Raw genomic sequence first — 25109 nt, 5'->3', positions numbered from 1 at the left:
CGGTTATCAATGCCGGCCCTTTTTTAATTGCTGTCTTCCGGGAATTCACCCACCGTCATTTTCAACGTAATGCGTTTGCCGTCGCGCAGCACGATAACCGGTATCTCGGTGCCCGGTCTGATCTCCGCCACCTGATCCATGGTCTCCAGCACGGACACCGCCGGTTTGTTATCCACGTTGATGATGATGTCGTTGATCTGGAAGCCGGCGTTGCTCGCCGGGCCGTTCGGCGTAATCTCGGTCACGATGATGCCCTGCAGGCGATCGATGCCGGAATTGGACGAGCGCAGCGGAATGATCTCCTTGCCCTGAATACCGAAATAGCCGCGGATAACGCGGCCGTCACGGATCAGCTTGTCCATGATCTTGGTGGCCAGTTCGATCGGGATCGCAAAGCCCAGCCCTTCCGGCGTTTCGCCGTCGGTGATTTTGTCATAGGTCAGGGTGTTGATACCGATCAGCTCACCCAGCGAGTTGACCAGCGCGCCGCCGGAGTTGCCGCGGTTGATTGAGGCGTCGGTCTGCAGGAACGTCTGCCGGCCGGTGGTGCTCATACTGATGCGCCCGGTGGCGCTGAGGATGCCCTGAGTGACGGTCTGCCCCAGGTTATACGGGTTGCCGATCGCCAGCACCACATCGCCGACGTGGGCAACGCGGTTTTTGTTGGTCGGGATCACCGGCAGGTTGCCGGGATCGATCTTCAGCACCGCCAAATCGGTCAGGCCGTCGGAGCCCACCAGCAGCGCTTCGTAACGGCGGCCATCCTGCAACACCACGGTGATCTGCTGTGCGTCTTTGATCACGTGGCGGTTGGTGATGATATAGCCGCGTTCGTTCATGATCACGCCGGAACCGAGCGACAGCACGTTGGCGGCGCCGTTCAGGTTGCGGTTGTAGATGTTCACCACGGCAGGGGCGGCGCGGCGCACCGCCTTGTTGTAGCTCACCGGCGTTTCGTCGCTGGTATTCTCGGTTTTCTCTGCAAACAGACCGTTGGAAGAACGCAGCATGGGCAGAGCGGCCAACAACAGGCCGGCAACGATGAGACCGATAACGACAGAACGCAAGAGCTTAGCAAACATGGAGTTTTCGTGGTGTGGTGAACGATGTTCGGAGGATAGCATGAGTTAACCGGGCGCAGTATGTCACCGAGCCCGGTTTTTGCACAAATTAACGCAGCAGCAGATAAATGGTTTCGTTACCGCGCACGATATTGAGCGCCATCACCGGTGGTTTGGCTTCCAGCACCTTGCGCAGTGCGGTGATACTGTCTACGCGCTGGCGGTTGACGCCGATGATCACGTCGCCTTTTTGCAGGCCGATTTGCGCCGCCGTCGAGCCTTTATCCACGTTCTCCACCTTCACGCCCTTGTCGCCGCTCGGCAGCGCGCCGTTGCTGAGGGATACCCCCTGCAGCGCCGGCGACAGCGTTTCGGCGTTGGTCGAGGCGCTCTCGCTGTTGTCCAGCGTGACCGAGACTTCCTGCGGTTTACCGTCGCGCAGCAGGCCTACCTTGAGGGTTTTGCCCGGTGCGGTGGTGCCGACCTTGGCGCGCAGTTCGGCAAAACTGTTCACCGGTTTGCCGTCGACGGAAACCAGAATATCCCCGGCTTTGATGCCGGCCTTGGCGGCGGCAGATTTCGGCAACACTTCGCTGACGAAGGCGCCGCGCTGCGCGTCGGTGTTGAAGGCTTTGGCCATGTCCGGGGTCATTTCACTGCCCTTGATGCCAAGCAGGCCGCGTTTCACTTCGCCGAATTCGATCAGCTGTTGGCTCAGGTTCTGCGCCATATTGCTCGGAATGGCGAAGCCGATGCCGACGTTGCCGCCGCTCGGCGCCAGAATGGCGGTATTGATGCCGATCAGTTCGCCGTTCAGGTTAACCAGCGCGCCGCCGGAGTTGCCGCGGTTGATGGAGGCGTCGGTCTGAATGAAGTTTTCCAGCCCTTCCAGATTCAGGCCGGTGCGGCCCAGCGCCGAGATGATGCCGGAGGTGGCGGTTTGGCCCAGGCCGAACGGGTTGCCGACCGCCACGGCGAAGTCGCCGACGCGCAGCTTGTCGGAATCGGCCATCTTGATGGCGGTCAGGTTTTTGGTATCGCTGAGCTGCAGCAGGGCGATGTCGGATTGTTCATCGCGCCCTACCAGCTTGGCGTCCAGCTCGCGGCCGTCGTTCAACTGCACGCGGATTTTGTCGGCGTTGTTGATGACGTGGTTGTTGGTTAGCACGTAGCCCTTGGCGGCGTCGATGATCACGCCGGATCCCAACCCTTCAAACGGGCGGGAGCTCTGCTGTTGGCCGGGGAAATTGGGGCCGAAGAAGCGTCTGAACTCTTCCGGCAGCTGTTGACGCTGCACCTGGGTGCCTGCGACATGCACGCTCACTACGGCGGGCAAGACTTTTTCCAGCATCGGCGCCAGGCTCGGCAGCGGCTGCCCCTGCACGGCGACGGGCAGGGCCGCGTTGGCCGCCGGTGCGGCGCTGAGCGCCAGGCCGAGGCTCATTGCCAATGCACTAAGAATTAACGACTTTTTCTTCATTGATGATAACTCTCTCAATACCTGCCGATGAAAATTTGATGATAAGGCAATCGCCTTGTCATAGTGAAGGGTAAGACCGTGAATTTGCGTGCAAAGTTCAGTAAAGGTAATGCGAAGGAAGGTCAATATGGCGCAAACGGGATTAACCCCGCGGGTGGCCCCGCGGGCGAAGAAAGAATATCAGTCGCGGCGTGCGCTTTGACCGCGCAGCAGGCCGGAGGCCCCTTCAGAATAGTCGCGCGGCATTTCCACCGGCGCCTGATCGTTGTCCGCTTCCGCTTCGGTCAGGCGATAGCGGAACGGGTTCTCCTGCATCGGCAGATCCGGCAGCAGGTTGTTGGAGCTTTTCGCCATGTGCTGATACAGCTGGCGATAATCGCGCGCCATGTTGTCCAGCAGCTCGGCGCTGCGGGCAAAGTGGCCGACCAGCTCCTGACGGTACTCTTCCAGCTCGGTTTTGCTCTTGTCCAGCTCGTTCTGCAGGACTTGTTGTTGACGTAATTTACGGTTGCCAAAACGCATCGCCACCGCACCAATCACGATACCGACGACCAAACCAATCAGCGCATACTCCCAGGTCATGATGACTCCTATTTTGACTTCGTTGTTCCGCAGGGATTTTTCACTTAATAATATCCACTATAACCGTTAACCTTGTCCGAGTGGAATCCTGATGCGCTTCCACCTGGTTTTCACAGGGTTTTCAGCGGCGCCCGCAGCGGGCATTTGTGGCGATAACGGTGCGAATCGGCATCAACTTGCCGCCAACGTTGGCTAAATAATTTCTAAGCGTTCTTAGGGAACATCGAACAGATGCAGGCACTATCACCGTTATCTCGCTACCAGCAGGCGCTGGAGGCGGGGGAATATCAGGCCGATGAGGTTCAACGCCGGGCCGTCACTCAACTGGATCGCATTTATCAGGCTCTGCTGCAAAAGCCGGCGGCGAGCGCGCCGGCCGGCGGGCTGCGCGGCAAGCTCAGCCGCTTGCTGGGCAAGGGCGGCGAAACGGCGCCTCAGCGCCCGGTGCAGGGGCTGTACATGTGGGGCGGCGTCGGGCGCGGCAAAACCTGGTTGATGGATATGTTCTTCCACAGTCTGCCGGGCGATCGCAAAATGCGCCTGCACTTCCACCGCTTCATGCTGCGGGTGCATGAAGAGCTGACCGAGTTGCAGGGGCGGGAAAACCCGCTGGAAATCGTCGCCGACGGCTTCAAGGCCGAGACCGACGTGTTGTGCTTCGACGAATTCTTCGTCTCCGACATCACCGACGCCATGCTGTTGGCCACGCTGCTGCAGGCGCTGTTCGCGCGCGGCATCACGCTGGTGGCCACGTCGAACATCCCGCCGGACGATCTGTACCGCAACGGCCTGCAGCGGGCGCGTTTCCTGCCGGCTATCGATCTGATCAACGAGTACTGCGACGTGATGAACGTCGACGCCGGCATCGACTATCGTCTGCGCACCCTGACCCAGGCGCACCTCTACCTGACGCCGCTGAGCGACCAGACGCGCGAGGCGCTGGATCGGATGTTCGTCAAGCTGGCGGGCAAGGCGGGGGAGGACGCGCCGGTGCTGCAGATTAACCATCGGCCGCTGCAGGCGATCCGTTCGGTGGACGGCGTGCTGGCGGTGGATTTCCACACGCTGTGCGAAGAGGCGCGCAGCCAGCTGGACTACATCGCGCTGTCGCGGCTGTACCACAGCGTGATCCTGTATAATGTGCAGGTGATGGGGCCGCTGAAAGAGAATACCGCGCGCCGTTTCCTGGCGCTGGTGGATGAATTCTACGAGCGGCACATCAAGCTGGTGATCGGCGCCGAAGCGTCGATGTTCGAGATCTATCAGGGGGTGCAGCTGAAATTTGAATTCCAGCGCTGCCTGTCGCGCCTGCAGGAAATGCAGAGCGAAGAGTACCTCAAGCTGCCGCATCTGCCCTGAGCCCGCCGGGCCTATCGCCGGTTGTCCGCCGCCGGCGATAAATTTATTTTCCATTCAAAAACCGTTCGATCTTTGTGAGCGACTTCTCTATAATCTTGCGACCCCACGTTACAACAAAGTTTTTTTTCCCAAAAACTTTATAGTGCCGGCAATGGCTATTCGAAGGGGTAGGTTTGCTGGACTTGTATGGTCGTGTGAGCCTCAACTGTTTTCGAGCGTTTGGGTGTTCACCAACGTGTAACTAATTATTGGGTAAGCTTTCTAATGAAAACTTTTACAGCTAAACCAGAAACCGTAAAACGCGACTGGTACGTTGTTGATGCAGATGGTAAAACTTTAGGCCGTCTCGCTACTGAACTGGCTCGTCGCCTGCGCGGCAAGCATAAAGCGGAATACACCCCGCACGTGGATACCGGTGATTACATCATCGTTCTGAACGCTGACAAAGTTGCTGTAACCGGCAACAAGCGTACAGACAAAGTGTACTACCACCACACCGGCCACATCGGTGGTATCAAGCAAGCGACCTTTGAAGAGATGATTGCCCGCCGTCCTGAGCGCGTGATTGAAATCGCGGTTAAAGGCATGCTGCCAAAGGGCCCGCTGGGTCGTGCTATGTTCCGTAAACTGAAAGTTTACGCGGGCACCGAGCACAATCACGCGGCACAGCAACCGCAAGTTCTGGACATTTAATCGGGATTAATGGCAATGGCTGAAAATCAATACTACGGCACTGGTCGCCGCAAAAGCTCCGCCGCTCGCGTCTTCATCAAGCCGGGCAACGGTAACATCGTTATCAACCAGCGCAGCCTGGAACAGTACTTCGGTCGCGAAACTGCCCGCATGGTAGTTCGTCAGCCGCTGGAACTGGTCGACATGGTTGGCAAACTGGACCTGTACATCACCGTTAAAGGTGGTGGTATCTCCGGTCAAGCTGGCGCTATCCGTCACGGTATCACCCGTGCACTGATGGAATACGATGAGACTCTGCGTTCTGAACTGCGTAAAGCTGGCTTCGTCACCCGTGACGCTCGTCAGGTTGAACGTAAGAAAGTCGGTCTGCGTAAAGCACGTCGTCGTCCGCAGTTCTCCAAGCGTTAATTTTCGCTGCTTCGGCAGTGCGATTTACGCAAAAAACCCGGTGCTTCACCGGGTTTTTTTACGCCTGAAATCCGCCGTCCCCGACTAAAATCTGTGGCATATCAGACAATTCAACATGAATTCGCCGCACCGTCCCCACAAAACAAGCAGAATCTGGTAAACTATCACCCACTTTTGCGCCTGTTCGCCGTGCAGTTGACCTCCTGGGCCGGTTTTTTATGGGCTCGGGTCGCGCTGCGTGCTGCCGGCCTGCGGCAAGATTATTCAGGATAGCAGCCTGTCAGTTGGCTATTCGCAGTATTTTCTAGATAACTTGGAGGTTTTCATGGCTGTCGCTGCCAACAAACGTTCGGTAATGACGCTGTTCTCTGGCCCGACCGACATTTTTAGCCATCAAGTACGTATCGTACTGGCGGAGAAAGGTGTCAGCGTCGAGATCGAGCAGGTCGAAATGGATAACCTGCCGCAAGATCTGATTGACCTCAACCCTTACCAGACGGTGCCTACGCTGGTCGATCGCGAACTGACCCTGTATGAATCCCGCATCATCATGGAATATCTGGATGAGCGCTTCCCGCACCCGCCGCTGATGCCAGTTTACCCGGTTGCCCGTGGTGAGAGCCGTCTGATGATGCTGCGCATCGAGAAGAACTGGTACTCGCTGATGGACAAGATCGAGAAGAGCAGCGGCCAGGAAGCGGAATCCGCCCGTCGCCAACTGCGCGAAGAGCTGCTGGCGATCGCGCCTATCTTCGGTCAGGCGCCGTATTTCATGAGCGAAGAGTTCAGCCTGGTGGATTGCTACCTGGCGCCGCTGTTGTGGCGTCTGCCGCAGCTGGGCATCGAATTGAGCGGCGCCGGTTCCAAAGAGCTGAAAGGCTACATGACCCGCGTCTTCGAACGCGACGCCTTCCTGGCTTCCCTGACCGAAGCCGAGCGTGAAATGCGCCTGCAGACCCGGGGCTAAGCGCGATGGACATGTCTCAGATGACGCCGCGTCGCCCGTATCTGCTGCGGGCGTTCTACGACTGGCTGCTGGATAACCAACTGACGCCGCACCTGGTGGTCGACGTGACTCGCCCGGACGTGCAGGTGCCGATGGAGTTCGCGCGCGATGGTCAGATCGTGCTGAATATCGCGCCGCGCGCGGTAGGCAACCTGGCGTTGGGTAACGAAGACGTGCAGTTCAACGCGCGCTTCGGCGGCGTGCCGCGTCAGGTTTCGGTGCCGATGGCCGCCGTGCTGGCGATTTATGCGCGTGAAAACGGCGCCGGCACGATGTTCGAACCGGAAGCCGCCTACGACGAAAGCGAAGGCGTGTTCGAAGGTCTGGACAATGAGACGATCCCTTCGGAAACCCTGATGTCGGTGATCGACGGCGATCGCCCGGATACCGCGGAAGACAACGGCCCGGATGACGAACCGCCGCAGCCGCCGCGCGGTGGCCGCCCGGCGCTGCGCGTGGTGAAATAACCCCGTGAGAACAAACGAAAAAGCACCCCATGGGGGTGCTTTTTTTTGCCCGGCAGACGCGCTCAGCCTTTCAAGGCGGCAATGCAGGCGTCGCGCGGCGCGCTGAGATCGCCTACGCGCACGGTAGATAGGGCGTGGGTTGCGCGCTCACGGAAACTGGTGATGGCGGTGTCGCCTTGCACCTCCGGCGGCGCGGTGCAAATGTCATTGAGCGGCAGATCGTTGCCTTTGTTGAGCGCCTGCAACACCGCCGCCGGATTGTAGATCAGGGCCGCGGAGAGGGCCGATTTGATGCCGGCGGTAAAGCCGGCATTGCCGCCGCCGGCCAACTTGGGCGCCAGGGCAATCCAGCTGTCGTCCCCCAGCCGGATGCTGTTTTCCACGGCGCCGAACTGCCCGGCCTTGCCCAACTGCACCACGACCGGCCGTGCGCCGCGCGCTTCGATATTGTAACCAACCTCCTGCGAATCCAGCGCCATGGCTGAAGCGCTGAAGCTGACGGCCAGCAGCGCGCCGGCCAACAGGGAAATGGAGCATTTCATGTTCGCTATCCTTATCTCGGTGTCAGGCGCAGCCGCGCCCCGCAATGGTGCTAACTCAATACTATAGCGCGTTGAGGCGGTGGGGAGAGGGGAGGTTGTTACAAAGCGTGGCAGGCTAAAAACAGAGGCCCGGCAATATGCCGAGCCTCTGATGGTACGGAAGGTTTACACTTCCAGGTAGTTCATGATGCCGTCTGCCGCTTTACGGCCTTCGGCGATCGCCGTCACTACCAGGTCAGATCCGCGCACTGCGTCACCACCGGCGAAGATTTTCGGGTTGCTGGTCTGGAACGCGTTGTCGCTGCCTTCCGGCGCCAGGATGCGGCCCTGTTTATCGAGCTGCACATCGTGTGCCGCCAGCCAGTCCATGCGGTGCGGGCGGAAGCCGAACGCCATCACCACCGCGTCCGCGTCGATCACGTGTTCGGAACCTGGCACCTGCTCCGCCGTCTGACGGCCATTGGCATCCGGCGCGCCCAGCTGAGTGCGCACCATTTTCACTCCGGCCACGCGGCCGGCGCTGTTCAGTTCGATGCTCAGCGGCTGCAGGTTGAACTGGAAGTCCACCCCTTCTTCCCGGGCGTTCTTCACTTCGCGTTTGGAGCCCGGCATGTTGGCTTCGTCGCGGCGGTAGGCGCAGATGACCTGCGTTGCACCCTGACGCACCGAGGTGCGCACGCAGTCCATGGCGGTATCGCCGCCGCCCAGCACCACCACCCGTTTGCCTTCCATGCTGACGTAAGGCTCGTGCTGATCGGTTTCATACCCCATCAGCTGCTTGGTGTTGGCGATCAGGAACGGCAGCGCGTCGTACACGCCCTGCGCTTCCTCATTCTCCAGGCCGCCGCGCATCGACTGATAGGTGCCGACGCCGAGGAACACCGCATCGTACTCGCTCAGCAAAGTCTCCATGCTGACATCTTTGCCCACTTCGGTGTTCAACTGGAACTCGATGCCCATCTCGCTGAAGATGCCGCGGCGTTTGACCATCACTTCCTTTTCCAGCTTGAAAGCCGGGATGCCGAAGGTCAGCAGGCCGCCGATCTCTGGATGACGGTCATACACCACCGCTTTGACGCCGTTGCGGGTCAGCACGTCGGCGCAGGCCAGCCCGGCAGGGCCGGCACCGACGATCGCCACGCGCTTGCCGGTCGGCTGTACGTGAGACATGTCCGGCTTCCAGCCCATTTCGATGGCCTTATCGCTGATGTAGCGCTCGATATTGCCGATGGTGACCGCGCCGAACTCGTCGTTCAGAGTGCAGGAGCCTTCGCACAGGCGATCCTGCGGGCATACGCGGCCGCACACTTCCGGCAGACTGTTGGTCTGATGCGCCAGGTCCGCCGCTTCCATGATGCGGCCTTCGTTGGCCAGTTTCAGCCAGTTCGGGATGTAGTTGTGCACCGGGCACTTCCACTCGCAATACGGGTTGCCGCAGGACAGACAGCGGTCCGCCTGGGCCTTGGCCTGGGTTTCCGAAAACGGTTCGTAGATCTCGACGAACTCGATTTTGCGGATCTTCAGCGGTTTCTTTGGCGGATCAACACGCTGCAGGTCGATAAATTGGTAAACGTTCTGGCTCATTAATGACCTACCTCTTACTGCGCCTGCACCCGCAGCTCGGCTGCGGAACGGCTACGGTGACCCAACAGCGCTTTGACATCGCTGGACTTCGGTTTGACCAGGGCGAACTTCGGCGCCCACTCCGGCCAGTTGGCCAGGATCTCTTCCGCGCGGGAAGAGCCGGTCGCCTGCACGTGTTCGGTGATCAGGCCGCGCAGGTGCTCCTCATGGATCGCCAGCTGATCGACATCCAGCACTTCCACCAGCTCCGGGTTTACGCGCTTGCGGAACTCGCCGTCTTCGTCCAGCACGTAGGCGAAGCCGCCGGTCATGCCGGCACCGAAGTTGATGCCGGTTTTACCCAGCACGCAGACGATGCCGCCGGTCATGTATTCGCAGCCGTTGTCGCCGATGCCTTCCACCACGGTGATGGCGCCGGAGTTGCGCACCGCGAAGCGTTCGCCCGCGCGGCCGGCGGCGAACAGCTTGCCGCCGGTGGCGCCGTACAGGCAGGTGTTGCCGACGATGCTGGCTTCATGGCTGCGGAAGGCGGAGCCGATCGGCGGACGCACCGCGATGCTGCCGCCGGCCATGCCTTTGCCGACATAGTCGTTGGCGTCGCCGGTCAGGGTCAACTCGACGCCGCCGGCGTTCCAGACGCCGAAGCTCTGCCCGGCGGTGCCGGAGAAGTGCGCCTTGATCGGATCGGCTGCCATCCCCTGATCGCCGTGTACGTTGGCGATCGCGCCGGACAGCATGGCGCCCACGGAGCGGTCGGTGTTGCGAATGTCGAAGTAGAAGGTTTTACCCTGCTTCGCTTCGATGTACGGTTCCGCCTGCGCCAGCAACTCTTTGTTCAGCAGACCCTTGTCGAACGCCGGGTTGCTGCTTTCGGTACAGTACACCGCTTTGCCCGGATGCGGCGTGGCGGTTGTCAGCAACGGCGACAGATCCAGCTTGTTCTGCTTGGCGGAAATGCCGTCCAGCTCGGTCAGGAACTCGGTGCGGCCGATCAGATCCACCAGTTGGCTCACGCCTAGTTGTGCCATGATCTCGCGGGTTTCACGCGCGATAAACTGGAAGTAATTCGTCACGCGTTCCGGCAGGCCGTGGTAGTGATCGCGGCGCAGCTTGTCGTCCTGAGTCGCAACGCCGGTCGCGCAGTTGTTGAGGTGGCAGATGCGCAGGTATTTACAGCCCAGCGCCACCATCGGCCCGGTGCCGAAGCCGAAGCTTTCCGCACCCAGGATCGCCGCTTTGACGATGTCCACGCCGGTTTTCAGACCGCCGTCCACCTGCAGACGGATCTTGTGGCGCAGGCCGTTGGCCACCAGCGCCTGCTGGGTTTCCACCAGGCCCAGTTCCCATGGGCAGCCGGCATATTTCACCGAGGACAGCGGGCTGGCGCCGGTGCCGCCGTCGTAACCGGCGATGGTGATCAGATCGGCATAGGCTTTCGCCACGCCGGTGGCGATGGTGCCCACGCCCGGCTCGGACACCAGTTTCACCGAGATCACCGCCTTCGGGTTGACCTGCTTCAGATCGAAGATCAGCTGCGCCAGATCTTCGATCGAGTAGATGTCGTGGTGCGGCGGCGGGGAGATCAACGTCACGCCCGGCACCGAGTAACGCAGTCTGGCGATGTACGGGGTGACTTTATCGCCCGGCAACTGGCCGCCTTCGCCCGGCTTGGCGCCTTGCGCCACCTTAATCTGGATCACGTCGGCGTTCACCAGGTAGGCCGGCGTCACGCCGAAGCGGCCGGAGGCCACCTGTTTGATGCGCGACACCTTGTTGGTGCGGTAGCGCGCCGGATCTTCGCCGCCTTCGCCGGAGTTGGAGAAGCCGCCGAGGCCGTTCATGGCGAGCGCCAGTGATTCGTGCGCTTCCGGGCTCAGCGCGCCGATCGACATCGCCGCCGTGTCGAAGCGTTTGAACAGAGACTCCGCCGGCTCGACCTGATCGACCGGGATCGGTTCGCCTTTCGGCGTGATGGCCAGCAGATCGCGCAGCATGGCGACCGGCCGCTCATTCACCAGCTTGGCGTAGGCCTGGTAGTCGCTGTACTCGCCGCTGTGCACCGCTTTTTGCAGCGAGTTCACCACGTCCGGGTTGTAGGCGTGGTATTCGCCGCCGTGCACGAACTTCAGCAGGCCGCCTTGCTCCAGCGGCTTGCGTTTCAGCCAGGCGCGCTTGGAAAGGTTCTGCAGATCCTGCTGGAAGTCGCTGAAGCTGGCGCCGCCGATGCGGCTGACCACGCCCTGGAAGCACAGATCCGCCAGATCGCGGTGCAGGCCGACCGCTTCGAACAGCTTGGAACAGCGGTAAGAGGCGATGGTCGAGATGCCCATCTTGGACATAATCTTGTACAGGCCTTTGTTGATGCCGTTGCGGTAGTTCAGCATCACGTCGCGGTATTTCTTGTCGATCGCCTGGCTGTCCACCAGTTTGGCCAGGGTTTCATAGGCCAGATACGGGTAGATGGCGGTCGCGCCGAAGCCGAGCAGCACAGCGAAGTGGTGCGGATCGCGGGCGCTGGCGGTTTCAACGATCAGGTTGGCGTCGCAGCGCAGGCTTTTCTCCACCAGCCGGGTCTGCACGGCGCCAACGGCCATCGGGGCCGGTACCGGCAGGCGGCCGGGCGCGATGGCGCGGTCGGACAGCACCAACAGCACCGCGCCTTCGCGCACCTTGCGTTCCGCTTCGTCGCACAGGGCGCGAATGGTTTGCTCCAGATCCTGCTGCTGCGGATCGAAGGTCAGATCGAGCGTCTCGGCGCGATAGTATTCGCCTTCCAGCGTGGTGAGCTGTTTGAAATCGGAGTACAGCAGGATCGGCGATTTGAAGCTCAGGCGGTGCGCCTGGCCTTCGGCTTCGCAGAACACGTTCATTTCACGGCCGATACTGGTGGCCAGCGACATGACGTGCGCTTCGCGCAGCGGATCGATCGGCGGGTTGGTGACCTGCGCGAACTGCTGGCGGAAGTAGTCGTAAACGATGCGCGGCCGGCTGGAGAGCACGGCGAACGGGGTATCGTCGCCCATCGAGCCGGTGGCTTCCTGGCCAATCTCGCCCAGCACGCGGATCACCTGATCCAGCTCTTCGCTGCTGTAGCCGAACTGTTTCTGGTAGGTTTCGAGCTGCGCGTCGTCGAGCTCGCGGCTGCCGACCTGATCGTCCGGCAGATCTTCGAACGGCACCAGGCGTTTGACGTTTTTCTCCATCCACTCTTTATACGGGTGGCGGCTTTTCAGATCGTTGTCGGTTTCCGCCGAGTGCAGAATGCGGCCGCTGCGGGTGTCGATCACCATCAGCTCGCCGGGGCCGACGCGGCCTTTTTCCACCACTTCATCCGGCTGGTAATCCCAGATGCCGACTTCGGAGGCGCAGGTGATCAGCTTGTCTTTGGTGATCACGTAGCGCGCCGGGCGCAGGCCGTTGCGATCGAGGTTACAGGCGGCGTAGCGGCCGTCGGACATCACGATGCCGGCCGGGCCGTCCCACGGCTCCATGTGCATCGAGTTGAAGTCGAAGAAGGCGCGCAGATCGCCGTCCATGTCGGGGTTGTTCTGCCAGGCCGGCGGCACCAGCAGGCGCATGGCGCGGATGAGATCCATCCCGCCCGCCAGCAGCAGCTCCAGCATGTTGTCCAGCGAGCTGGAGTCGGAGCCGGTTTCGTTGACGAACGGCGCGGCGGCCTGCAGATCCGGGATCAGCGGCGTTTGGAATTTATAGGTACGGGCGCGCGCCCACTGGCGGTTGCCGGTGATGGTGTTGATTTCGCCGTTGTGCGCCAGGTAGCGGAACGGCTGAGCCAGCGGCCAGCGCGGCACGGTGTTGGTGGAGAAGCGCTGGTGGAACAGGCAAATGGCCGACTCCAGGCGCAGGTCCGCCAGATCGAGATAGAAGCGCGGCAGATCCGCAGGCATGCACAGGCCTTTATAGATCGTCACCAGGTTGGAGAAGCTGCAGACGTAGAAGCTGTCATCCTGCACCCGTTTCTCGATGCGTCGGCGCGCCACGAACAGGCGGCGCTCCATATCGCGCGGGCGCCAGCCGGCCGGGGCGTTAACGAAGATTTGCTCGATGCGCGGCAGGGAAGAGAGGGCGATTTCACCCAGCACGTCCGGGTTGGTCGGCACTTCACGCCAGCCGACGATCGACAGCGTTTCGTTTTGCAGCTCTTCTTCCACGATGCGGCGGCTGAGGCGCGCTTCCTCTTCATTCTGGCTGAGGAACATCATGCCGACGGCGTAGTTCTTGGCCAAACGCCAGCCGCGCTCTTCCGCCACCATGCGGAAGAAGCGATCGGGTTTTTGCAGCAACAGGCCGCAGCCGTCGCCGGTCTTGCCGTCGGCGAGGATCGCGCCGCGGTGCTGCATGCGGGCCAGCGCGTGAATGGCGGTGCGCACCACCTTGTGGCTAGGTTCGCCTTCTATGTGGGCGATCAGGCCGAAACCACAGTTGTCCCTCTCTTGGGATTTATCGTACAACATATCGTGAACCTCCCCAGGCTCTGCGTGACTCTCACAACCTACTGCGAGGGGGCTTCCCAATTTCAGGCAGAAGTCCAATCAGCAAGTTAACCCCGCCAATCTGCTTTTCCGCCCTCCATCAATGGCCTCTCGTGACGGTCTCACAAGTGGTATAGGACTTGTTTTAAGAGGGAGTCTTCAATTACTGCATAAATATGACGAGACGTTTGCCCGTCCAGAAAGCTTCCAGCGGACTTCCAACTTAGCGAGAAAGAATTCGCAGGTCAAATGTGGGCTTAAGATAGATTCTTATCGAATTAGTGATGTTTATTTGTTTGAAAAATAAGTGTTTTAATGCATTTTTGCACTATCGTGGGGCAACGCCGATCCCCGCAGAAGTGTGAGCTGTCTCACTATAGTGCAACCCCTTAATCTCTGCACCATGCTAGTGCGGGGGTTAATGCCAGAATTTTATTCTATAAGATATTGCTTGGCTGATGTTTATAACTATTTTTCACCGTGTTGTCATATTGCCGTTAACGGTTGCGTGACGATTAGAATAATTCATCAGAATTATAGTGAATTGATTTGCATTTATGATGAATAGTTATGCCTGGTGGCGCCTTGCGGGGAAAGCGTTGATCTCTGTCATCGCGGGAAAAACCGTTTCTTATTAGCATCGCGGCTTTGAACACAGAGAACCACCAAGATTATGCAGTTGCCGCAATTAGTCAATATGTTTGGCGCGGATCTCCAGCGCCGCTATGGCGAAAAGATCCATAAACTCACGCTGCACGGCGGATTCGGCTGCCCTAACCGCGACGGCACGTTGGGGCGCGGCGGCTGTACGTTCTGCAACGTCGCCTCGTTTGCCGATGAGGCGATGCAGCGCCAGAGCATCGCCGAACAGCTGGCGCAGCAGGCTGCGCGGGTCGATCGGGCGCGGCGCTATCTGGCCTATTTCCAGGCCTATACCAGCACCTATGCGGAGGTTGAACGGCTGGAGGCGATGTATCGGCAGGCGTTGGCGCAGAGCGCCATGGTCGGACTGTGCGTCGGCACCCGGCCGGACTGCGTGCCGGCCGCCGCGCTGGATCTGTTGACGGGATACCGCGAGCAAGGCTATGAGGTGTGGCTGGAGCTGGGGCTACAGACGGCGCATGATAAAACACTGAAGCGCATCAACCGCGGCCATGATTTTCGCTGTTATCAGCAGACTGCGCGGCTGGCCCGGCAGCGCGGGCTGAAGGTGTGCTGCCATCTGATCGTCGGGCTGCCGGGAGAAACCCCGCGCGATCATCTGCTCACGCTGCAGCGGGTGACGGAGACCGGCGTCGACGGCATCAAGCTGCATCCGCTGCACGTCGTCACCGGCAGTATCCTGGCGCGGGCGTGGCAGGCCGGGCGGTTGCCCGAACTGGCGCTGGAGGATTACGCCGCCAGCGCCGGGGAGATGATCCGCCATACGCCGGGCGAGGTGGTGTACCACCGTCTTTCCGCCAGCGCCCGGCGGCCGACGCTGCTGGCGCCGCTGTGGTGCGAAAACCGCTGGAGCGGCATGCAGGCGGTCGGCGCTTATCTGCAACGGCACGGCGGGCAGGGCAGCGCGCTGGATGAAAAACGGCGCTACCGGCCCGGCATGCCGCTCTGAAGTGCAATCTTTGCCACACTTCGGCGTTTGCCGCCTTATCTCACCGCTGTTTTACGGTATGATTCAAAAGATTGTGTCTGAAGGGAGCCGCTATGAAGCAAATCCGGGTGTTGGCCCAGTACTACGTTGATTTAATGGTGAAACTGGGGTTGGTGCGCTTCTCGCTGCTGCTGGCCTCGGCGCTGGTGGTGCTGGCGATGGTGGTGCAGATGGCGGTGACCATGCTGCTGCGCGGCGAAGTGGAAAGCATCGACGTGGTGCGTTCGATCTTCTTCGGCCTGTTGATCACCCCGTGGGCGGTCTATTTTCTCTCGGTGGTGGTGGAACAGTTGGAAGAGTCGCGCCAACGGCTGGCGCGGCTGGTGGACAAGCTCGAAGAGATGCGCCACCGCGATCTGGAGCTCAATCAGCAGCTCAAAGACAATATCAGCCAGCTGAATCAGGAGATCGCCGACCGTATCAAGGCGGAAGAAGAGCGCCTGCAGGTGATGGAAAAGCTGACCGAAGAGATGGAACAGCGCGAGCTGGCGCAGATTGAGCTGGGCCAGCAATCGGCGCTGTTGCGTTCCTTCCTCGATGCCTCGCCGGATCTGGTCTACTACCGCAACGAAGACAAAGAGTTTTCCGGCTGCAACCGCGCGATGGAGCTGCTGACCGGCAAAAGCGAGAAGCAGCTGATTGGCCTGACGCCGTTCGACGTCTACGGCCAGGAGATCGCCGAAAAGGTCATTGAGACCGACGAGAAGGTGTTCCGCCACAACGTCTCGCTGACCTACGAACAGTGGCTGGTGTATCCCGACGGCCGCAAGGCCTGTTTCGAGCTGCGCAAGGTGCCGTTTTACGACCGGGTAGGCAAACGCCACGGGCTGATGGGCTTCGGCCGCGATATTACCGAGCGTAAGCGCTACCAGGACGCGCTGGAGAACGCCAGCAGGGAGAAGACCACCTTTATCTCCACCATCAGCCACGAGCTGCGTACGCCGCTTAACGGCATCGTCGGCCTGAGCCGCATTCTGCTCGATACCGAGCTGAACGACGAGCAGCTGAAATACCTGAAGACCATCCACGTCAGCGCCATCACCCTCGGCAATATCTTCAACGACATTATCGAAATGGACAAGCTCGAGCGGCGCAAGGTGCAGCTCGACAACCAGCCGGTGGACTTCACCGGTTTTCTGGCGGATTTGGAGAACCTCTCGGGCCTGCTGGCGCAGCCGAAAGGGCTGCAGTTCGTCATGGAGCCGCAGACGCCGCTGCCGCAGCAGATCGTGACCGACGGCACCCGCCTGCGGCAGATCTTGTGGAATCTGATCGGCAACGCGGTGAAATTTACCCAGCAGGGGCAAATTGTGGTGCGCGTGCGGCGCGAGGCGCAGGAGAAACTGGTGTTCGAGGTGGAAGACTCGGGCATGGGCATCCCGCAGGACGAGCAGGACAAGATCTTCGCCATGTATTACCAGGTGAAAGATCAGCGCGGCGGCCGCCCGGCCACCGGCACCGGCATCGGGCTGGCGGTCTCCAAGCGGCTGGCGCAGAGCATGGGCGGCGACATTACCGTGCGCAGCGAACAAGGGCACGGTTCTTGCTTTACCTTAACCATCAAGGCGCCGGCGGTGCAGGAAGCCGTCAGCGCGGCGCCGGAAGAAGAGGCGCTGCCGTTGCCGGCGCTGCACATCCTGCTGGTGGAGGATATCGAACTGAACGTGATCGTGGCGCGCTCGGTGCTGGAGAAGCTGGGCAACAGCGTCGACGTGGCGATGAACGGCCACGATGCGCTGGCGATGTTCGATCCGGACGAGTTCGATCTGGTGCTGCTGGACATTCAACTGCCGGACATGACCGGGCTGGACATCGCCCGGGCGCTGCGCGAGCGCTATGCCGGGCAGGCGCTGCCGCCATTGGTGGCCCTGACCGCCAACGTGCTGAAAGACAAAAAAGAGTATCTCGAGGCGGGCATGGACGATGTGCTGAGCAAGCCGCTGTCGGTGCCGGCGCTGACCAAGGTCATCAAACACTATTGGGATCATCAACCTTCTCACACTTCAAAGAAAACGGAGCACAAGGCGATGCAGATTAATGAGTCGTTACTCGATACCGCGATGCTGGAACAGTACATGGATCTGGTTGGCCCGCAGTTGATCCACCAAAGTCTGGAGATGTTCGAACAGATGATGCCGGGCTATCTGGCGGTGCTGGACTCCAACATGACGGCGCGCGATCAGAAAGGCATCACTGAGGAAGGGCATAAGATCAAGGGCGCCGCCGGTTCGGTCGGTCTGCGCCATCTGCAGCAGCTGGCGCAGCAGATTCAAACGCCGACGCTGCCGGCCTGGTGGGATAACGTGCAGGATTGGGTGGATGAGCTGAAACAAGAGTGGCGCAACGACGTGCAGGTACTGCGGGCTTGGGTTGAGAACGCTGAAAAAAAATGACCCCGACCTAAGCCGGGGTGCGCGAATATTGCGCCAACACCAGGGAAATTGTGAACCTGCGTATTGGTTTCAGTGTTCTGGTCGAGCAGGTTGTTGCGAATTCCTAAACATCATACAGCCAACAACATAGCAAATGTAAGCGCTCTTGTTAGAAGATTCATTAAAATGTGTGATGTAGATTAGTGTTTGTCAACTCCGAGCACGAACCAGTTGACAGCAGCGACAGGAGTAAGAGTGATGAAAAAGGTGGGTGTAGTCCTCAGCGGCAGCGGCGTTTATGACGGTACGGAGATCCATGAAGCGGTGCTGACGCTGCTGGCGTTGGATCGTGCCGGCGCCCAGGCGGTGTGCTTTGCGCCTGACAAACCACAACGCCATGTTATTAATCACTTATCTGGTGAGGAGGCGGCGGAGTCGCGCAATGTTCTGATTGAATCGGCGCGCATTGCCCGCGGTGCGGTGCAGCCGCTGGCGCTGGCGGAGGCCGCGCAGCTGGATGCGCTGATCGTGCCCGGCGGCTTTGGCGCCGCCAAGAACCTCAGCAATTTCGCCGAAGCCGGCGCGGAATGTTGGGTCGATGAAGATTTGGCGCGCCTGACGCGCGAGATGCATAAGGCCAACAAACCAATTGGCCTGATGTGCATCGCGCCGGCGCTGTTGCCGAAACTGCTGGATCAACAAGCGCGGCTCACCATTGGCAACGATCCGGATCTGGGGGAAGTGATTGACGCCATGGGCGGCGAACCGGTGATTTGCCCGGTGGACGACATTGTGGTGGATCGCGAACATAAGATCGTGACCACGCCGGCCTATATGCTGGCGCCGTCTATCGCGCAGGCGGCCCTGGGCATCGATAAGCTGGTGGCGCGGGTGCTGGAACTGGCTGAATGAGAAAATCGCTCGTCGGATGGCGGCGGCTGCGCCCGTGGTACTGGCTGAAGCGCGGCGTCATCGCGATTATCGGCCTGTGGGTGTTGGGCATTGTGCTCTTTGCCTTCCTGCCGGTGCCGTTTTCCGCCGTGATGGTGGAGCGGCAGGTCAGCGCCTGGCTGAGCGGCGACTTCGGCTATGTCGCCCATTCGGACTGGGTGTCGATGGACGACATCTCGCCGCAAATGGCGCTGGCGGTGATGGCGGCGGAAGATCAGAAGTTTCCAGACCATTGGGGCTTCGACGTGGCGGCCATTGAAAAGGCGCTCAGCCACAACGAGAAGCGCCCGACGCGCATCCGCGGCGCGTCCACGCTGTCGCAGCAAACCGCCAAGAACCTGTTTTTGTGGGATGGCCGCAGCTGGCTGCGCAAAGGATTGGAGGCCGGGCTGACGTCGGGCATCGAATTGGTGTGGACCAAGCGGCGTATTCTGACGGTGTACCTGAACATCGTCGAGTTCGGCGATGGGGTGTTCGGCGTGGAAGAGGCTTCACAGCGCTTTTTCCATAAGCCGGCCAAACGTCTGAGCGCGGCCGAAGCGGCGCTGTTGGCGGCGGTATTGCCGAATCCGCATCGCTTCAGGGCCGATGCGCCGTCCGGCTATGTGGTGCAGCGTCAACAGTGGATCATGCGGCAGATGCGGCAACTGGGCGGGGAAGCGTTTTTACGCGAGAACAAGCTGGATTAAACGGGCGGGAACGGCACGGCGCCGCTCCCGCCAGGCGGATTATTTCACGTAGGTAAAGGCGGTGGTGACGTGCTTCACGCCGCTGACCTGGCTGGCGATCTGCGCCGCCGACTGCCCTTCCTGCTGCGTGACCAGGCCCAGCAAGAACACTTCGCCGTTTTCGGTGGTGACCTTCACATTGGACGATTTCACCGTATCGCTGGTCAACAGCTGCGAACGCACCTTGGTGGTGATCCAGGTGTCGGAGGACGCGGTGCTCAGGCTGACCGGCGTGCCCTGACGGATTTCGTTATACACTTCGGTGGTGCCTTCCACGCCCATGGCGATCTGCTTGGCGCGCGCGGTGAGATCGGCGTTAGGCGACTGGCCGGTCAACAGCACCTTGCCCTGATAGGCGGTGGCGACCACCCGGGCATCTTTCTTCAACTGCTGGTCTTTGCTCAGGGCGCTTTCGACCCTGGCTTCCAGCGTGCCGTCATCCACCTGGGTCCCTACGCTGCGCGGGTCGGTGGCGGTTTTGGTCGCGACGGCCGCACTGCCGACGACGACGCCGGCGATACAGCCTTGCAACAGCAGGGCGCTGGACAGCACTGCAAATGTGGCTTTTAGCTTCATCTCAGTTCCTTAATCGTCCTGGTGGGGGAATAACGTATTGTCTATCAGGTCGCACAGGCAGTTTACGGTCAGCATATGCATTTCCTGAATGCGCGAGCTGCGGTGCGACGGGATGCGGATTTCGACATCCTGCTGGCCGAGCAGCCCGGCCAGCTCGCCGCCGTCGTAGCCGGTGAGCGCGACGATGGTCATATCGCGCGTAACGGCCGCCTCGACCGCTTTCACAATATCACGGCTGTTGCCGCGGGTGGAAATCGCCAGCAGCACGTCGCCTGTGTGCCCGAGCGCACGCACCTGCTTGGCGTACACTTCGTCGTGCAGCCGATCGTTGCTGATTGCCGTCAGCACCACGTTGTCGGCGTTGAGAGCGATGGCCGGCAGGCTGGGGCGCTCGGTTTCAAAACGGTTGATCATGCTGGCGGCGAAGTGCTGCGCGTTGGCTGCCGAGGTGCCGTTGCCGCAGCACAGGATTTTGTTGCCGTTGAGTAAGGATTGAACCAGCGTCATCGCAGCGCGGGAAATGGCGTCCGGCAGTGCTTCCGCCGCCGCGATCTGGGTTTGGATGCTTTCGGTGAAACAGACTTTAATTCTATCCAGCACGTTGTATTAATCCACTAAGTCAAAGGGCCGGTCTGCGCCGTAAAACCCCGATTAATCCGCATTGAAGGCGTTGGGTATCCATTCTAACTGGCTACCGGTAATGGCCAAAACATCAAAACGGCAAGATGATGTGTCAAAACTGGCTCCGCGCCCCACCAGCCAGACGGCGGCGGCGTGCAGCAACCGCTGTTGTTTGCGAAAGGTGACGCTGGCGGCCGCGCCGCCGAAGGCGTCGTTGCGGCGGTAGCGCACTTCGACGAACACCCAGGTGGTGCCGTCGCGCATGATGAGGTCGAGCTCACCGCCGCGCACCGCGACATTGGCGGCGCAGAAGGTGAGCCCGGCGTGTTCCAGGTGACGGCGGGCCAGTAACTCATAGCCCGCCCCTGAGGCGCGTGGGTTCAAGAGACTGGAACGACCGTGCCCTGACGGTATTGCAGCCAAGGCAGCTTACGGTTGATCACGCAGTTCGGCGACGCGCTCAGCGTGCCGGTGGTGCCGGAAACCTGGAAGCCCGGCAGCTGGCGCATTTCAGCAAAGTGGTTGGCCAATGTCCAGGCATCCATCCCCATTGCATACAGGCGCACCAGCGAGTAGTCGTTGCGGAAACGCGCGCTGGCCTGCTGCAACAGTTGAGGGTTTGAGCCGGCAAGCAGCGGGATGTCGCTGAACTGCAGGCCTTCCATTTCCAGACGGAAGTCCGGACCGGCGCCGGCCTGGTAGCTGCGCGAGCTGGCGTACATCGCCGGCTTGCCGCGCGAGCTGGTGGCCATGTCGATCATCGGTTTGATCAGCGTCAGCTGAGACTGCGTGGCGACGATGTACACCGCGTCGACGCTGCCGCCGGTGGCGGCGGGCATGTCGCTCGGCGGCGCAGGAATGGTCAGCCCGGCGATGGTGACGCTCTGCGGCGCCGGGGCGCTCGACATCGGCGTGCCGGTCATGCGGATGCCGCCGCTGTTCACCATCTGGCGCAGCTCGCCGGCCGAGCCGATGTCCTGGCGCAACACGGTTTGCCCGCCTTGCTTCTGCCATTCCTGGTTAAAGGCCCTGGCGACGCGATCGCCGAAGGCGCCGCGCGGCACCAGCAGCAGCGGTTGACGCTTCTGCTGTTCCCAGATGTGGCGGGCGGCGTCGCGCGCTTCATCTTCCGGCGACAGGGCGAAGTAACAGATGTTCAGATTGTCCTTCGGCGTTTCGGGCTGGTTGAGCGCCAGCACGTTCAGCGTGGTGGTGCTGGCGGACAACTGATCGACGTTCTCTTTCAGCAGCGGCCCGACAACCAGAGTGGCGCCATCCTGCTGCGCCTGGCTCAGCAAGGCGGCCAGCGGCTGGCTGGTGGTATCGTACACTTTGACCTGCGCGTTGGCGGCCTGCGGCGGCGTTATCGGCGCGCTGGACGGCGCAGCGGGTTGCGCGGCGGTCACGGCGGGCTGGCTCTCTTGCGCCGAAGGGCTGACAGCGCCGTTGGCGTTGATGTCACCCGTAGTGGCCTGATCGGCCGGCGCCGTTTGAGCCGGCGTGCTGGCCGGTTGCGCGGCTTGAGGCTGCGGCGCCGGCATGGAGCCGCCGTTTTTCGCCGCTTCGAAGCCTTGCTGGATGGCGTCGGCGAACACTTTCGCCTGGCCGTTCAACGGCAGCAGCAGGGCGATTTTCGAGGTGGAGGCCTGGGTGAAGTTCAGCACCTGGTTCAGGCGAGCCGGCAGCGTTTTGGCCGCCGGGTTCTTCGGATAACGGTTCTGCCAGTCTTTGATGCCGGCCTTCAGCAGATCGGGATCCTGCTTGTTGTCCTGATAGACGCGCAGCAGATCCAGCCAGCCTTGCAGCACGTTCTCGTCGGCGTTGATCACCAGGCTGTTCATCTCCTGCGGCGGCAGTTGCAGCAGGGCCTGCCAGGTTTGATCCAGGTTGTCCTGGTGCGCCTTGCCGGTCAGCAACGGCTCCTGAGCGATATAGGCGCGGATCAGCGGCAGCGACGCTTTGCCCTGGTTGGCGGCGATCTGCGCCTGGTAGTAGCGCACCTTCTGATTCGGCGACAGCGCACCGCTGTCCAGGTGGCCCAGCGTGCTGCGGGCGCTGACGTAGCTCTTGTTGGCGATCTGCAGTTCGGCAGTCAGCAACTGGCGTTCAGTCTGCTGTGCGCCGTTGAGGTTTTTCGGCAACTGATTCAACTGGTCGCCGGCCTGCGGCAGTTTTCCTTCACGCAGCAAGGCGCGAATAGCAAGTAATTGCCAGTCAGCCTTGTTATCATCGCTGCTTTGCTGCAACTGCTGCAGGTAGTAATCGGAGCTGGCGCTCGCTTCGTCCTGTATATTGGCGGGCGGCGTTTGCGGGGCCCGACTTGGACAGCCTGCCAGGAAAAGGGCGGCCGCGATGACTGCGGTAAGTCGGACAGGCTTGGAACGCCCTGCTTTGGTACGAACGAATGTTGAGGAAAGCATACTGTATCCAGTGATGTTTTTTTCAAGATGCTCAATATTAAATCGGCAACCCGGATGAAACAATGAATCAACACCAACAATCAGTCATTTCTGCATCAACGCTGTATGTGGTGCCCACCCCCATCGGCAATCTGGGCGATATCACCCACCGTGCGTTAGAGGTACTGAAAAGCGTTGATCTGATCGCGGCGGAAGATACGCGCCATACCGGATTGCTGCTGCAACACTTCGCGATTAACGCGCGTCTGTTCGCGCTGCACGATCACAACGAACAGCAAAAGGCCGATCAGCTGCTGGCGAAACTGCAGGAAGGCCAGAGCATCGCGCTGGTGTCCGACGCCGGCACGCCGCTGATCAACGATCCCGGTTATCACCTGGTGCGCCGCTGCCGTGAGGCCGGCATTCGCGTGGTGCCGCTGCCGGGCGCCTGCGCCGCCACCACCGCGCTGTGCGCCGCGGGCGTCGCTTCCGACCGTTTCTGCTACGAAGGCTTCCTGCCGGCGAAAACCAAGGGACGCAAGGATACGCTGATGGCGCTGGCGGAGGAACCGCGCACGCTGATTTTCTTCGAATCCACCCATCGCCTGCTGGAAAGCCTGCAGGACATGGTCACCGTCTGGGGCCCGCAGCGCTATGTGGTGCTGGCGCGTGAGCTGACCAAAACCTGGGAATCCATCCACGGCGCGCCGGTGGGCGAGCTGCTGGCGTGGGTGCAGGAAGATGAAGTGCGCCGCCGCGGTGAGATGGTGCTGATCGTCGAAGGCCACAAGGCGCAGGAGGATGCGCTGCCGCTCGAGGCGCTGCGCACGCTGGCGCTGCTGCAAAAAGAGCTGCCGCTGAAAAAGGCGGCGGCGCTGGCGGCGGAAATCCACGGCGTGAAGAAAAATGCGCTGTATAAGCACGCGCTGGAGCAACAACAGCCGTAAAGCGGTTGACCTGCCGCCGTCGCGACGCTACTATCCGCGCCGGAGTTGACCAGACAGTCGCCGCTTCATTGCCGTCCTCTTCGGGGAGACAGATGGAGGGGAGGAAAGTCCGGGCTCCATAGGGCAGGGTGCCAGGTAACGCCTGGGAGGCGCAAGCCTACGACTAGTGCAACAGAGAGCAAACCGCCGATGGCCCGCGCAAGCGGGATCAGGTAAGGGTGAAAGGGTGCGGTAAGAGCGCACCGCGCGGCTGGCAACAGTTCGTGGCACGGTAAACTCCACCCGGAGCAAGGCCAAATAGGGGTTCACATGGTACGGCCCGTACTGAACCCGGGTAGGCTGCTTGAGCCAGTGAGCGATTGCTGGCCTAGAGGAATGACTGTCCACGACAGAACCCGGCTTACCGGTCAACTCCCTCGACAAAAGAAAACCCCGCGCAACGCCAGTTGCGCGGGGTTTTTCGTTTTTCGGCCGGCTTACACCGGCAGGTCAATCAGCAGCGCGCGCAGCGGCGTCTCGGCGCGGATCGTCAGGCGATTCTCCTCACGCACGAAGGCGCCGTCGCCGCAGGTCAGACGCTGTTCCTCGTGGCGCTCGCCGGTGGCGGCGATGGTGCCGTGAATCGACTGCAAATAGGCGCGCGGCCCGTTAATCGTCAGCGTTTGTTCTTCGCCCGACTGCAGATCGAGATGGTGGATCCAAACCTGCTGGCGCAGCTGCAGGCTGCCCTGCGCGCCGTCCGGCGAGGCCAGCAGCAGGTTGCCTGCCGCCGGCAGCGCCAGGCGCTGCACCCGCTCGTTGTTGCGTTCCGGGCAGGCGTCCAGCCACAGCTGCAGGCGGGTCAGCGGCGTATCGCTGCTGACGTTCTGTTCGCTGTAACTCAGGCCCGGCTGGGTGGCCAACAGCAGCGCCTCGCCGGCTTTGGCGCGCGCGGTGTTGCCGTCGCTGTCGCGGTATTCCGCCTCGCCCTGCAGGATCAGGTTCAGGATATCCACGCTGGGATAGGTGCGCGGCTGGAACGACGCGCCCGGTGCCAGCACCTCCTGATTCAACACCCGCAGCGACGCGTAGCCCATCAGTTTGGGATCGAAGTAGTGACCAAAGGAAAAGGTGTAGCGAGCCTGCAGCCAACCAAAGTCAGCTTGCCCGCATTGTTGTGCTGTTCTGCATGTAATCATGGCAATCGGCT

21 protein-coding genes and 1 other RNA gene are annotated in these 25109 nt (G+C 61.0%); 11 read left to right on the top strand and 11 right to left on the bottom strand.

The features are described from left to right. Nucleotides 1-23 precede the first annotated feature (23 nt). The 3 genes from degS to zapG all read right to left on the bottom strand — a co-directional run bounded on the left by degS (nt 24) and on the right by zapG (nt 3123). Entirely contained in the window at nt 24-1082 is a 1059-nt protein-coding gene (degS, locus tag ACJ8PL_RS18975; RefSeq protein ID WP_016930201.1) for an outer membrane-stress sensor serine endopeptidase DegS, read from the bottom strand. A gap of 88 nt (nt 1083-1170) precedes the next feature. Beyond that, nucleotides 1171-2541 carry a serine endoprotease DegQ gene (degQ, locus tag ACJ8PL_RS18970; RefSeq protein ID WP_123867916.1) on the bottom strand — a complete coding sequence of 457 codons (1371 nt, stop codon included), beginning with the start codon at nt 2539-2541 and terminating at the stop codon, nt 1171-1173. A 180-nt stretch (nt 2542-2721) separates the two neighbouring features. Next, nucleotides 2722-3123: a Z-ring associated protein ZapG gene (gene zapG, locus ACJ8PL_RS18965; protein WP_004937074.1), complete on the bottom strand. Its 402-nt coding sequence runs from the start codon at nt 3121-3123 to the stop codon at nt 2722-2724. 231 nt (nt 3124-3354) lie between these two features. Here zapG and zapE point away from each other — a divergent pair, with 231 nt between their 5' ends. The 5 genes from zapE to sspB all read left to right on the top strand — a co-directional run bounded on the left by zapE (nt 3355) and on the right by sspB (nt 7056). Continuing rightward, nucleotides 3355-4482: a cell division protein ZapE gene (zapE, locus tag ACJ8PL_RS18960; protein WP_016930199.1), complete on the top strand. Its 1128-nt coding sequence runs from the start codon at nt 3355-3357 to the stop codon at nt 4480-4482. A 264-nt stretch (nt 4483-4746) separates the two neighbouring features. Next, a complete protein-coding gene (gene rplM, locus ACJ8PL_RS18955; protein ID WP_004937079.1) occupies nt 4747-5175 on the top strand; it encodes a 50S ribosomal protein L13 in 429 nt (142 codons plus the stop codon). Nucleotides 5176-5190: 15 nt separating this feature from the next. Then, nucleotides 5191-5583 (top strand): 30S ribosomal protein S9, encoded by a 393-nt coding sequence (gene rpsI / locus ACJ8PL_RS18950; protein ID WP_004937080.1) that lies wholly within the window; start codon nt 5191-5193, stop codon nt 5581-5583. A 325-nt stretch (nt 5584-5908) separates the two neighbouring features. Continuing rightward, complete coding sequence (gene sspA / locus ACJ8PL_RS18945) at nt 5909-6550, top strand: stringent starvation protein SspA (protein ID WP_004937082.1); 642 nt, start codon at nt 5909-5911, stop codon at nt 6548-6550. Nucleotides 6551-6555: 5 nt separating this feature from the next. Then, complete coding sequence (sspB, locus tag ACJ8PL_RS18940; RefSeq protein WP_004937084.1) at nt 6556-7056, top strand: ClpXP protease specificity-enhancing factor; 501 nt, start codon at nt 6556-6558, stop codon at nt 7054-7056. A gap of 62 nt (nt 7057-7118) precedes the next feature. Here sspB and ACJ8PL_RS18935 read toward each other — a convergent pair whose 3' ends face one another. From ACJ8PL_RS18935 to gltB, 3 genes are all read right to left on the bottom strand, one after another. After that, nucleotides 7119-7598, bottom strand: a complete 480-nt coding sequence (locus tag ACJ8PL_RS18935) for a hypothetical protein (protein ID WP_049299898.1) — start codon at nt 7596-7598, stop codon at nt 7119-7121. A 165-nt stretch (nt 7599-7763) separates the two neighbouring features. After that, nucleotides 7764-9182 carry a glutamate synthase small subunit gene (locus ACJ8PL_RS18930; protein WP_016930196.1) on the bottom strand — a complete coding sequence of 473 codons (1419 nt, stop codon included), beginning with the start codon at nt 9180-9182 and terminating at the stop codon, nt 7764-7766. A gap of 14 nt (nt 9183-9196) precedes the next feature. Next, a complete protein-coding gene (gene gltB / locus ACJ8PL_RS18925; protein WP_116403809.1) occupies nt 9197-13657 on the bottom strand; it encodes a glutamate synthase large subunit in 4461 nt (1486 codons plus the stop codon). A 691-nt stretch (nt 13658-14348) separates the two neighbouring features. Between gltB and ACJ8PL_RS18920 the strand changes: the two genes are divergently transcribed. From ACJ8PL_RS18920 to mtgA, 4 genes are all read left to right on the top strand, one after another. Further along, complete coding sequence (locus tag ACJ8PL_RS18920; RefSeq protein ID WP_079450137.1) at nt 14349-15287, top strand: TIGR01212 family radical SAM protein; 939 nt, start codon at nt 14349-14351, stop codon at nt 15285-15287. Nucleotides 15288-15379: 92 nt separating this feature from the next. After that, nucleotides 15380-17719: an aerobic respiration two-component sensor histidine kinase ArcB gene (gene arcB, locus ACJ8PL_RS18915; RefSeq protein WP_016930193.1), complete on the top strand. Its 2340-nt coding sequence runs from the start codon at nt 15380-15382 to the stop codon at nt 17717-17719. A gap of 237 nt (nt 17720-17956) precedes the next feature. Continuing rightward, entirely contained in the window at nt 17957-18610 is a 654-nt protein-coding gene (gene elbB, locus ACJ8PL_RS18910; RefSeq protein WP_079450138.1) for an isoprenoid biosynthesis glyoxalase ElbB, read from the top strand. Next, nucleotides 18607-19338 (top strand): monofunctional biosynthetic peptidoglycan transglycosylase, encoded by a 732-nt coding sequence (gene mtgA, locus ACJ8PL_RS18905; protein ID WP_004937100.1) that lies wholly within the window; start codon nt 18607-18609, stop codon nt 19336-19338. The genes elbB and mtgA overlap by 4 nt, the downstream gene beginning before the upstream one ends. 39 nt (nt 19339-19377) lie before the next feature. On the opposite strand, the gene dolP is transcribed toward mtgA, so the two are convergent. The 4 genes from dolP to ACJ8PL_RS18885 are packed head-to-tail and all read right to left on the bottom strand — an operon-like array spanning nt 19378 to nt 22994. Then, nucleotides 19378-19953, bottom strand: a complete 576-nt coding sequence (dolP, locus tag ACJ8PL_RS18900) for a division/outer membrane stress-associated lipid-binding lipoprotein (RefSeq protein ID WP_004937101.1) — start codon at nt 19951-19953, stop codon at nt 19378-19380. A gap of 9 nt (nt 19954-19962) precedes the next feature. Next, nucleotides 19963-20553, bottom strand: a complete 591-nt coding sequence (diaA, locus tag ACJ8PL_RS18895; protein ID WP_004937103.1) for a DnaA initiator-associating protein DiaA — start codon at nt 20551-20553, stop codon at nt 19963-19965. 51 nt (nt 20554-20604) lie between these two features. Further along, complete coding sequence (locus tag ACJ8PL_RS18890; protein WP_442531326.1) at nt 20605-20958, bottom strand: YraN family protein; 354 nt, start codon at nt 20956-20958, stop codon at nt 20605-20607. Continuing rightward, nucleotides 20955-22994 (bottom strand): penicillin-binding protein activator, encoded by a 2040-nt coding sequence (locus tag ACJ8PL_RS18885; protein WP_442531325.1) that lies wholly within the window; start codon nt 22992-22994, stop codon nt 20955-20957. The genes ACJ8PL_RS18890 and ACJ8PL_RS18885 overlap by 4 nt, the downstream gene beginning before the upstream one ends. A 62-nt stretch (nt 22995-23056) precedes the next feature. On the opposite strand from ACJ8PL_RS18885, the gene rsmI reads away from it, so the two are divergent. Then, entirely contained in the window at nt 23057-23920 is an 864-nt protein-coding gene (gene rsmI / locus ACJ8PL_RS18880) for a 16S rRNA (cytidine(1402)-2'-O)-methyltransferase (RefSeq protein WP_442531324.1), read from the top strand. Nucleotides 23921-23961: 41 nt separating this feature from the next. Further along, an RNA gene (gene rnpB / locus ACJ8PL_RS18875) (RNase P RNA component class A) lies at nt 23962-24339 on the top strand. Nucleotides 24340-24396: 57 nt separating this feature from the next. Here rnpB and ACJ8PL_RS18870 read toward each other — a convergent pair. Further along, a complete protein-coding gene (locus ACJ8PL_RS18870) occupies nt 24397-25098 on the bottom strand; it encodes a pirin family protein (RefSeq protein WP_028128304.1) in 702 nt (233 codons plus the stop codon). Nucleotides 25099-25109 lie beyond the last annotated feature (11 nt).

This window comes from Serratia sp. CY83965 (assembly GCF_052166375.1).
Taxonomy (GTDB): Bacteria; Pseudomonadota; Gammaproteobacteria; order Enterobacterales; family Enterobacteriaceae; genus Serratia; species Serratia marcescens.
This window is presented reverse-complemented; position numbering and strand designations above follow the sequence as displayed.

Coding starts and splice junctions, on each gene's coding strand:
- degS (WP_016930201.1), bottom strand. CDS start 1,082: ATGTTTGCTAAGCTCTTGCGTTCTGTCGTTATCGGTCTCATCGTTGCC.
- degQ (WP_123867916.1), bottom strand. CDS start 2,541: ATGAAGAAAAAGTCGTTAATTCTTAGTGCATTGGCAATGAGCCTCGGC.
- zapG (WP_004937074.1), bottom strand. CDS start 3,123: ATGACCTGGGAGTATGCGCTGATTGGTTTGGTCGTCGGTATCGTGATT.
- zapE (WP_016930199.1), top strand. CDS start 3,355: ATGCAGGCACTATCACCGTTATCTCGCTACCAGCAGGCGCTGGAGGCG.
- rplM (WP_004937079.1), top strand. CDS start 4,747: ATGAAAACTTTTACAGCTAAACCAGAAACCGTAAAACGCGACTGGTAC.
- rpsI (WP_004937080.1), top strand. CDS start 5,191: ATGGCTGAAAATCAATACTACGGCACTGGTCGCCGCAAAAGCTCCGCC.
- sspA (WP_004937082.1), top strand. CDS start 5,909: ATGGCTGTCGCTGCCAACAAACGTTCGGTAATGACGCTGTTCTCTGGC.
- sspB (WP_004937084.1), top strand. CDS start 6,556: ATGGACATGTCTCAGATGACGCCGCGTCGCCCGTATCTGCTGCGGGCG.
- ACJ8PL_RS18935 (WP_049299898.1), bottom strand. CDS start 7,598: ATGAAATGCTCCATTTCCCTGTTGGCCGGCGCGCTGCTGGCCGTCAGC.
- ACJ8PL_RS18930 (WP_016930196.1), bottom strand. CDS start 9,182: ATGAGCCAGAACGTTTACCAATTTATCGACCTGCAGCGTGTTGATCCG.
- gltB (WP_116403809.1), bottom strand. CDS start 13,657: ATGTTGTACGATAAATCCCAAGAGAGGGACAACTGTGGTTTCGGCCTG.
- ACJ8PL_RS18920 (WP_079450137.1), top strand. CDS start 14,349: ATGCAGTTGCCGCAATTAGTCAATATGTTTGGCGCGGATCTCCAGCGC.
- arcB (WP_016930193.1), top strand. CDS start 15,380: ATGAAGCAAATCCGGGTGTTGGCCCAGTACTACGTTGATTTAATGGTG.
- elbB (WP_079450138.1), top strand. CDS start 17,957: ATGAAAAAGGTGGGTGTAGTCCTCAGCGGCAGCGGCGTTTATGACGGT.
- mtgA (WP_004937100.1), top strand. CDS start 18,607: ATGAGAAAATCGCTCGTCGGATGGCGGCGGCTGCGCCCGTGGTACTGG.
- dolP (WP_004937101.1), bottom strand. CDS start 19,953: ATGAAGCTAAAAGCCACATTTGCAGTGCTGTCCAGCGCCCTGCTGTTG.
- ACJ8PL_RS18885 (WP_442531325.1), bottom strand. CDS start 22,994: ATGCTTTCCTCAACATTCGTTCGTACCAAAGCAGGGCGTTCCAAGCCT.
- rsmI (WP_442531324.1), top strand. CDS start 23,057: ATGAATCAACACCAACAATCAGTCATTTCTGCATCAACGCTGTATGTG.
- ACJ8PL_RS18870 (WP_028128304.1), bottom strand. CDS start 25,098: ATGATTACATGCAGAACAGCACAACAATGCGGGCAAGCTGACTTTGGT.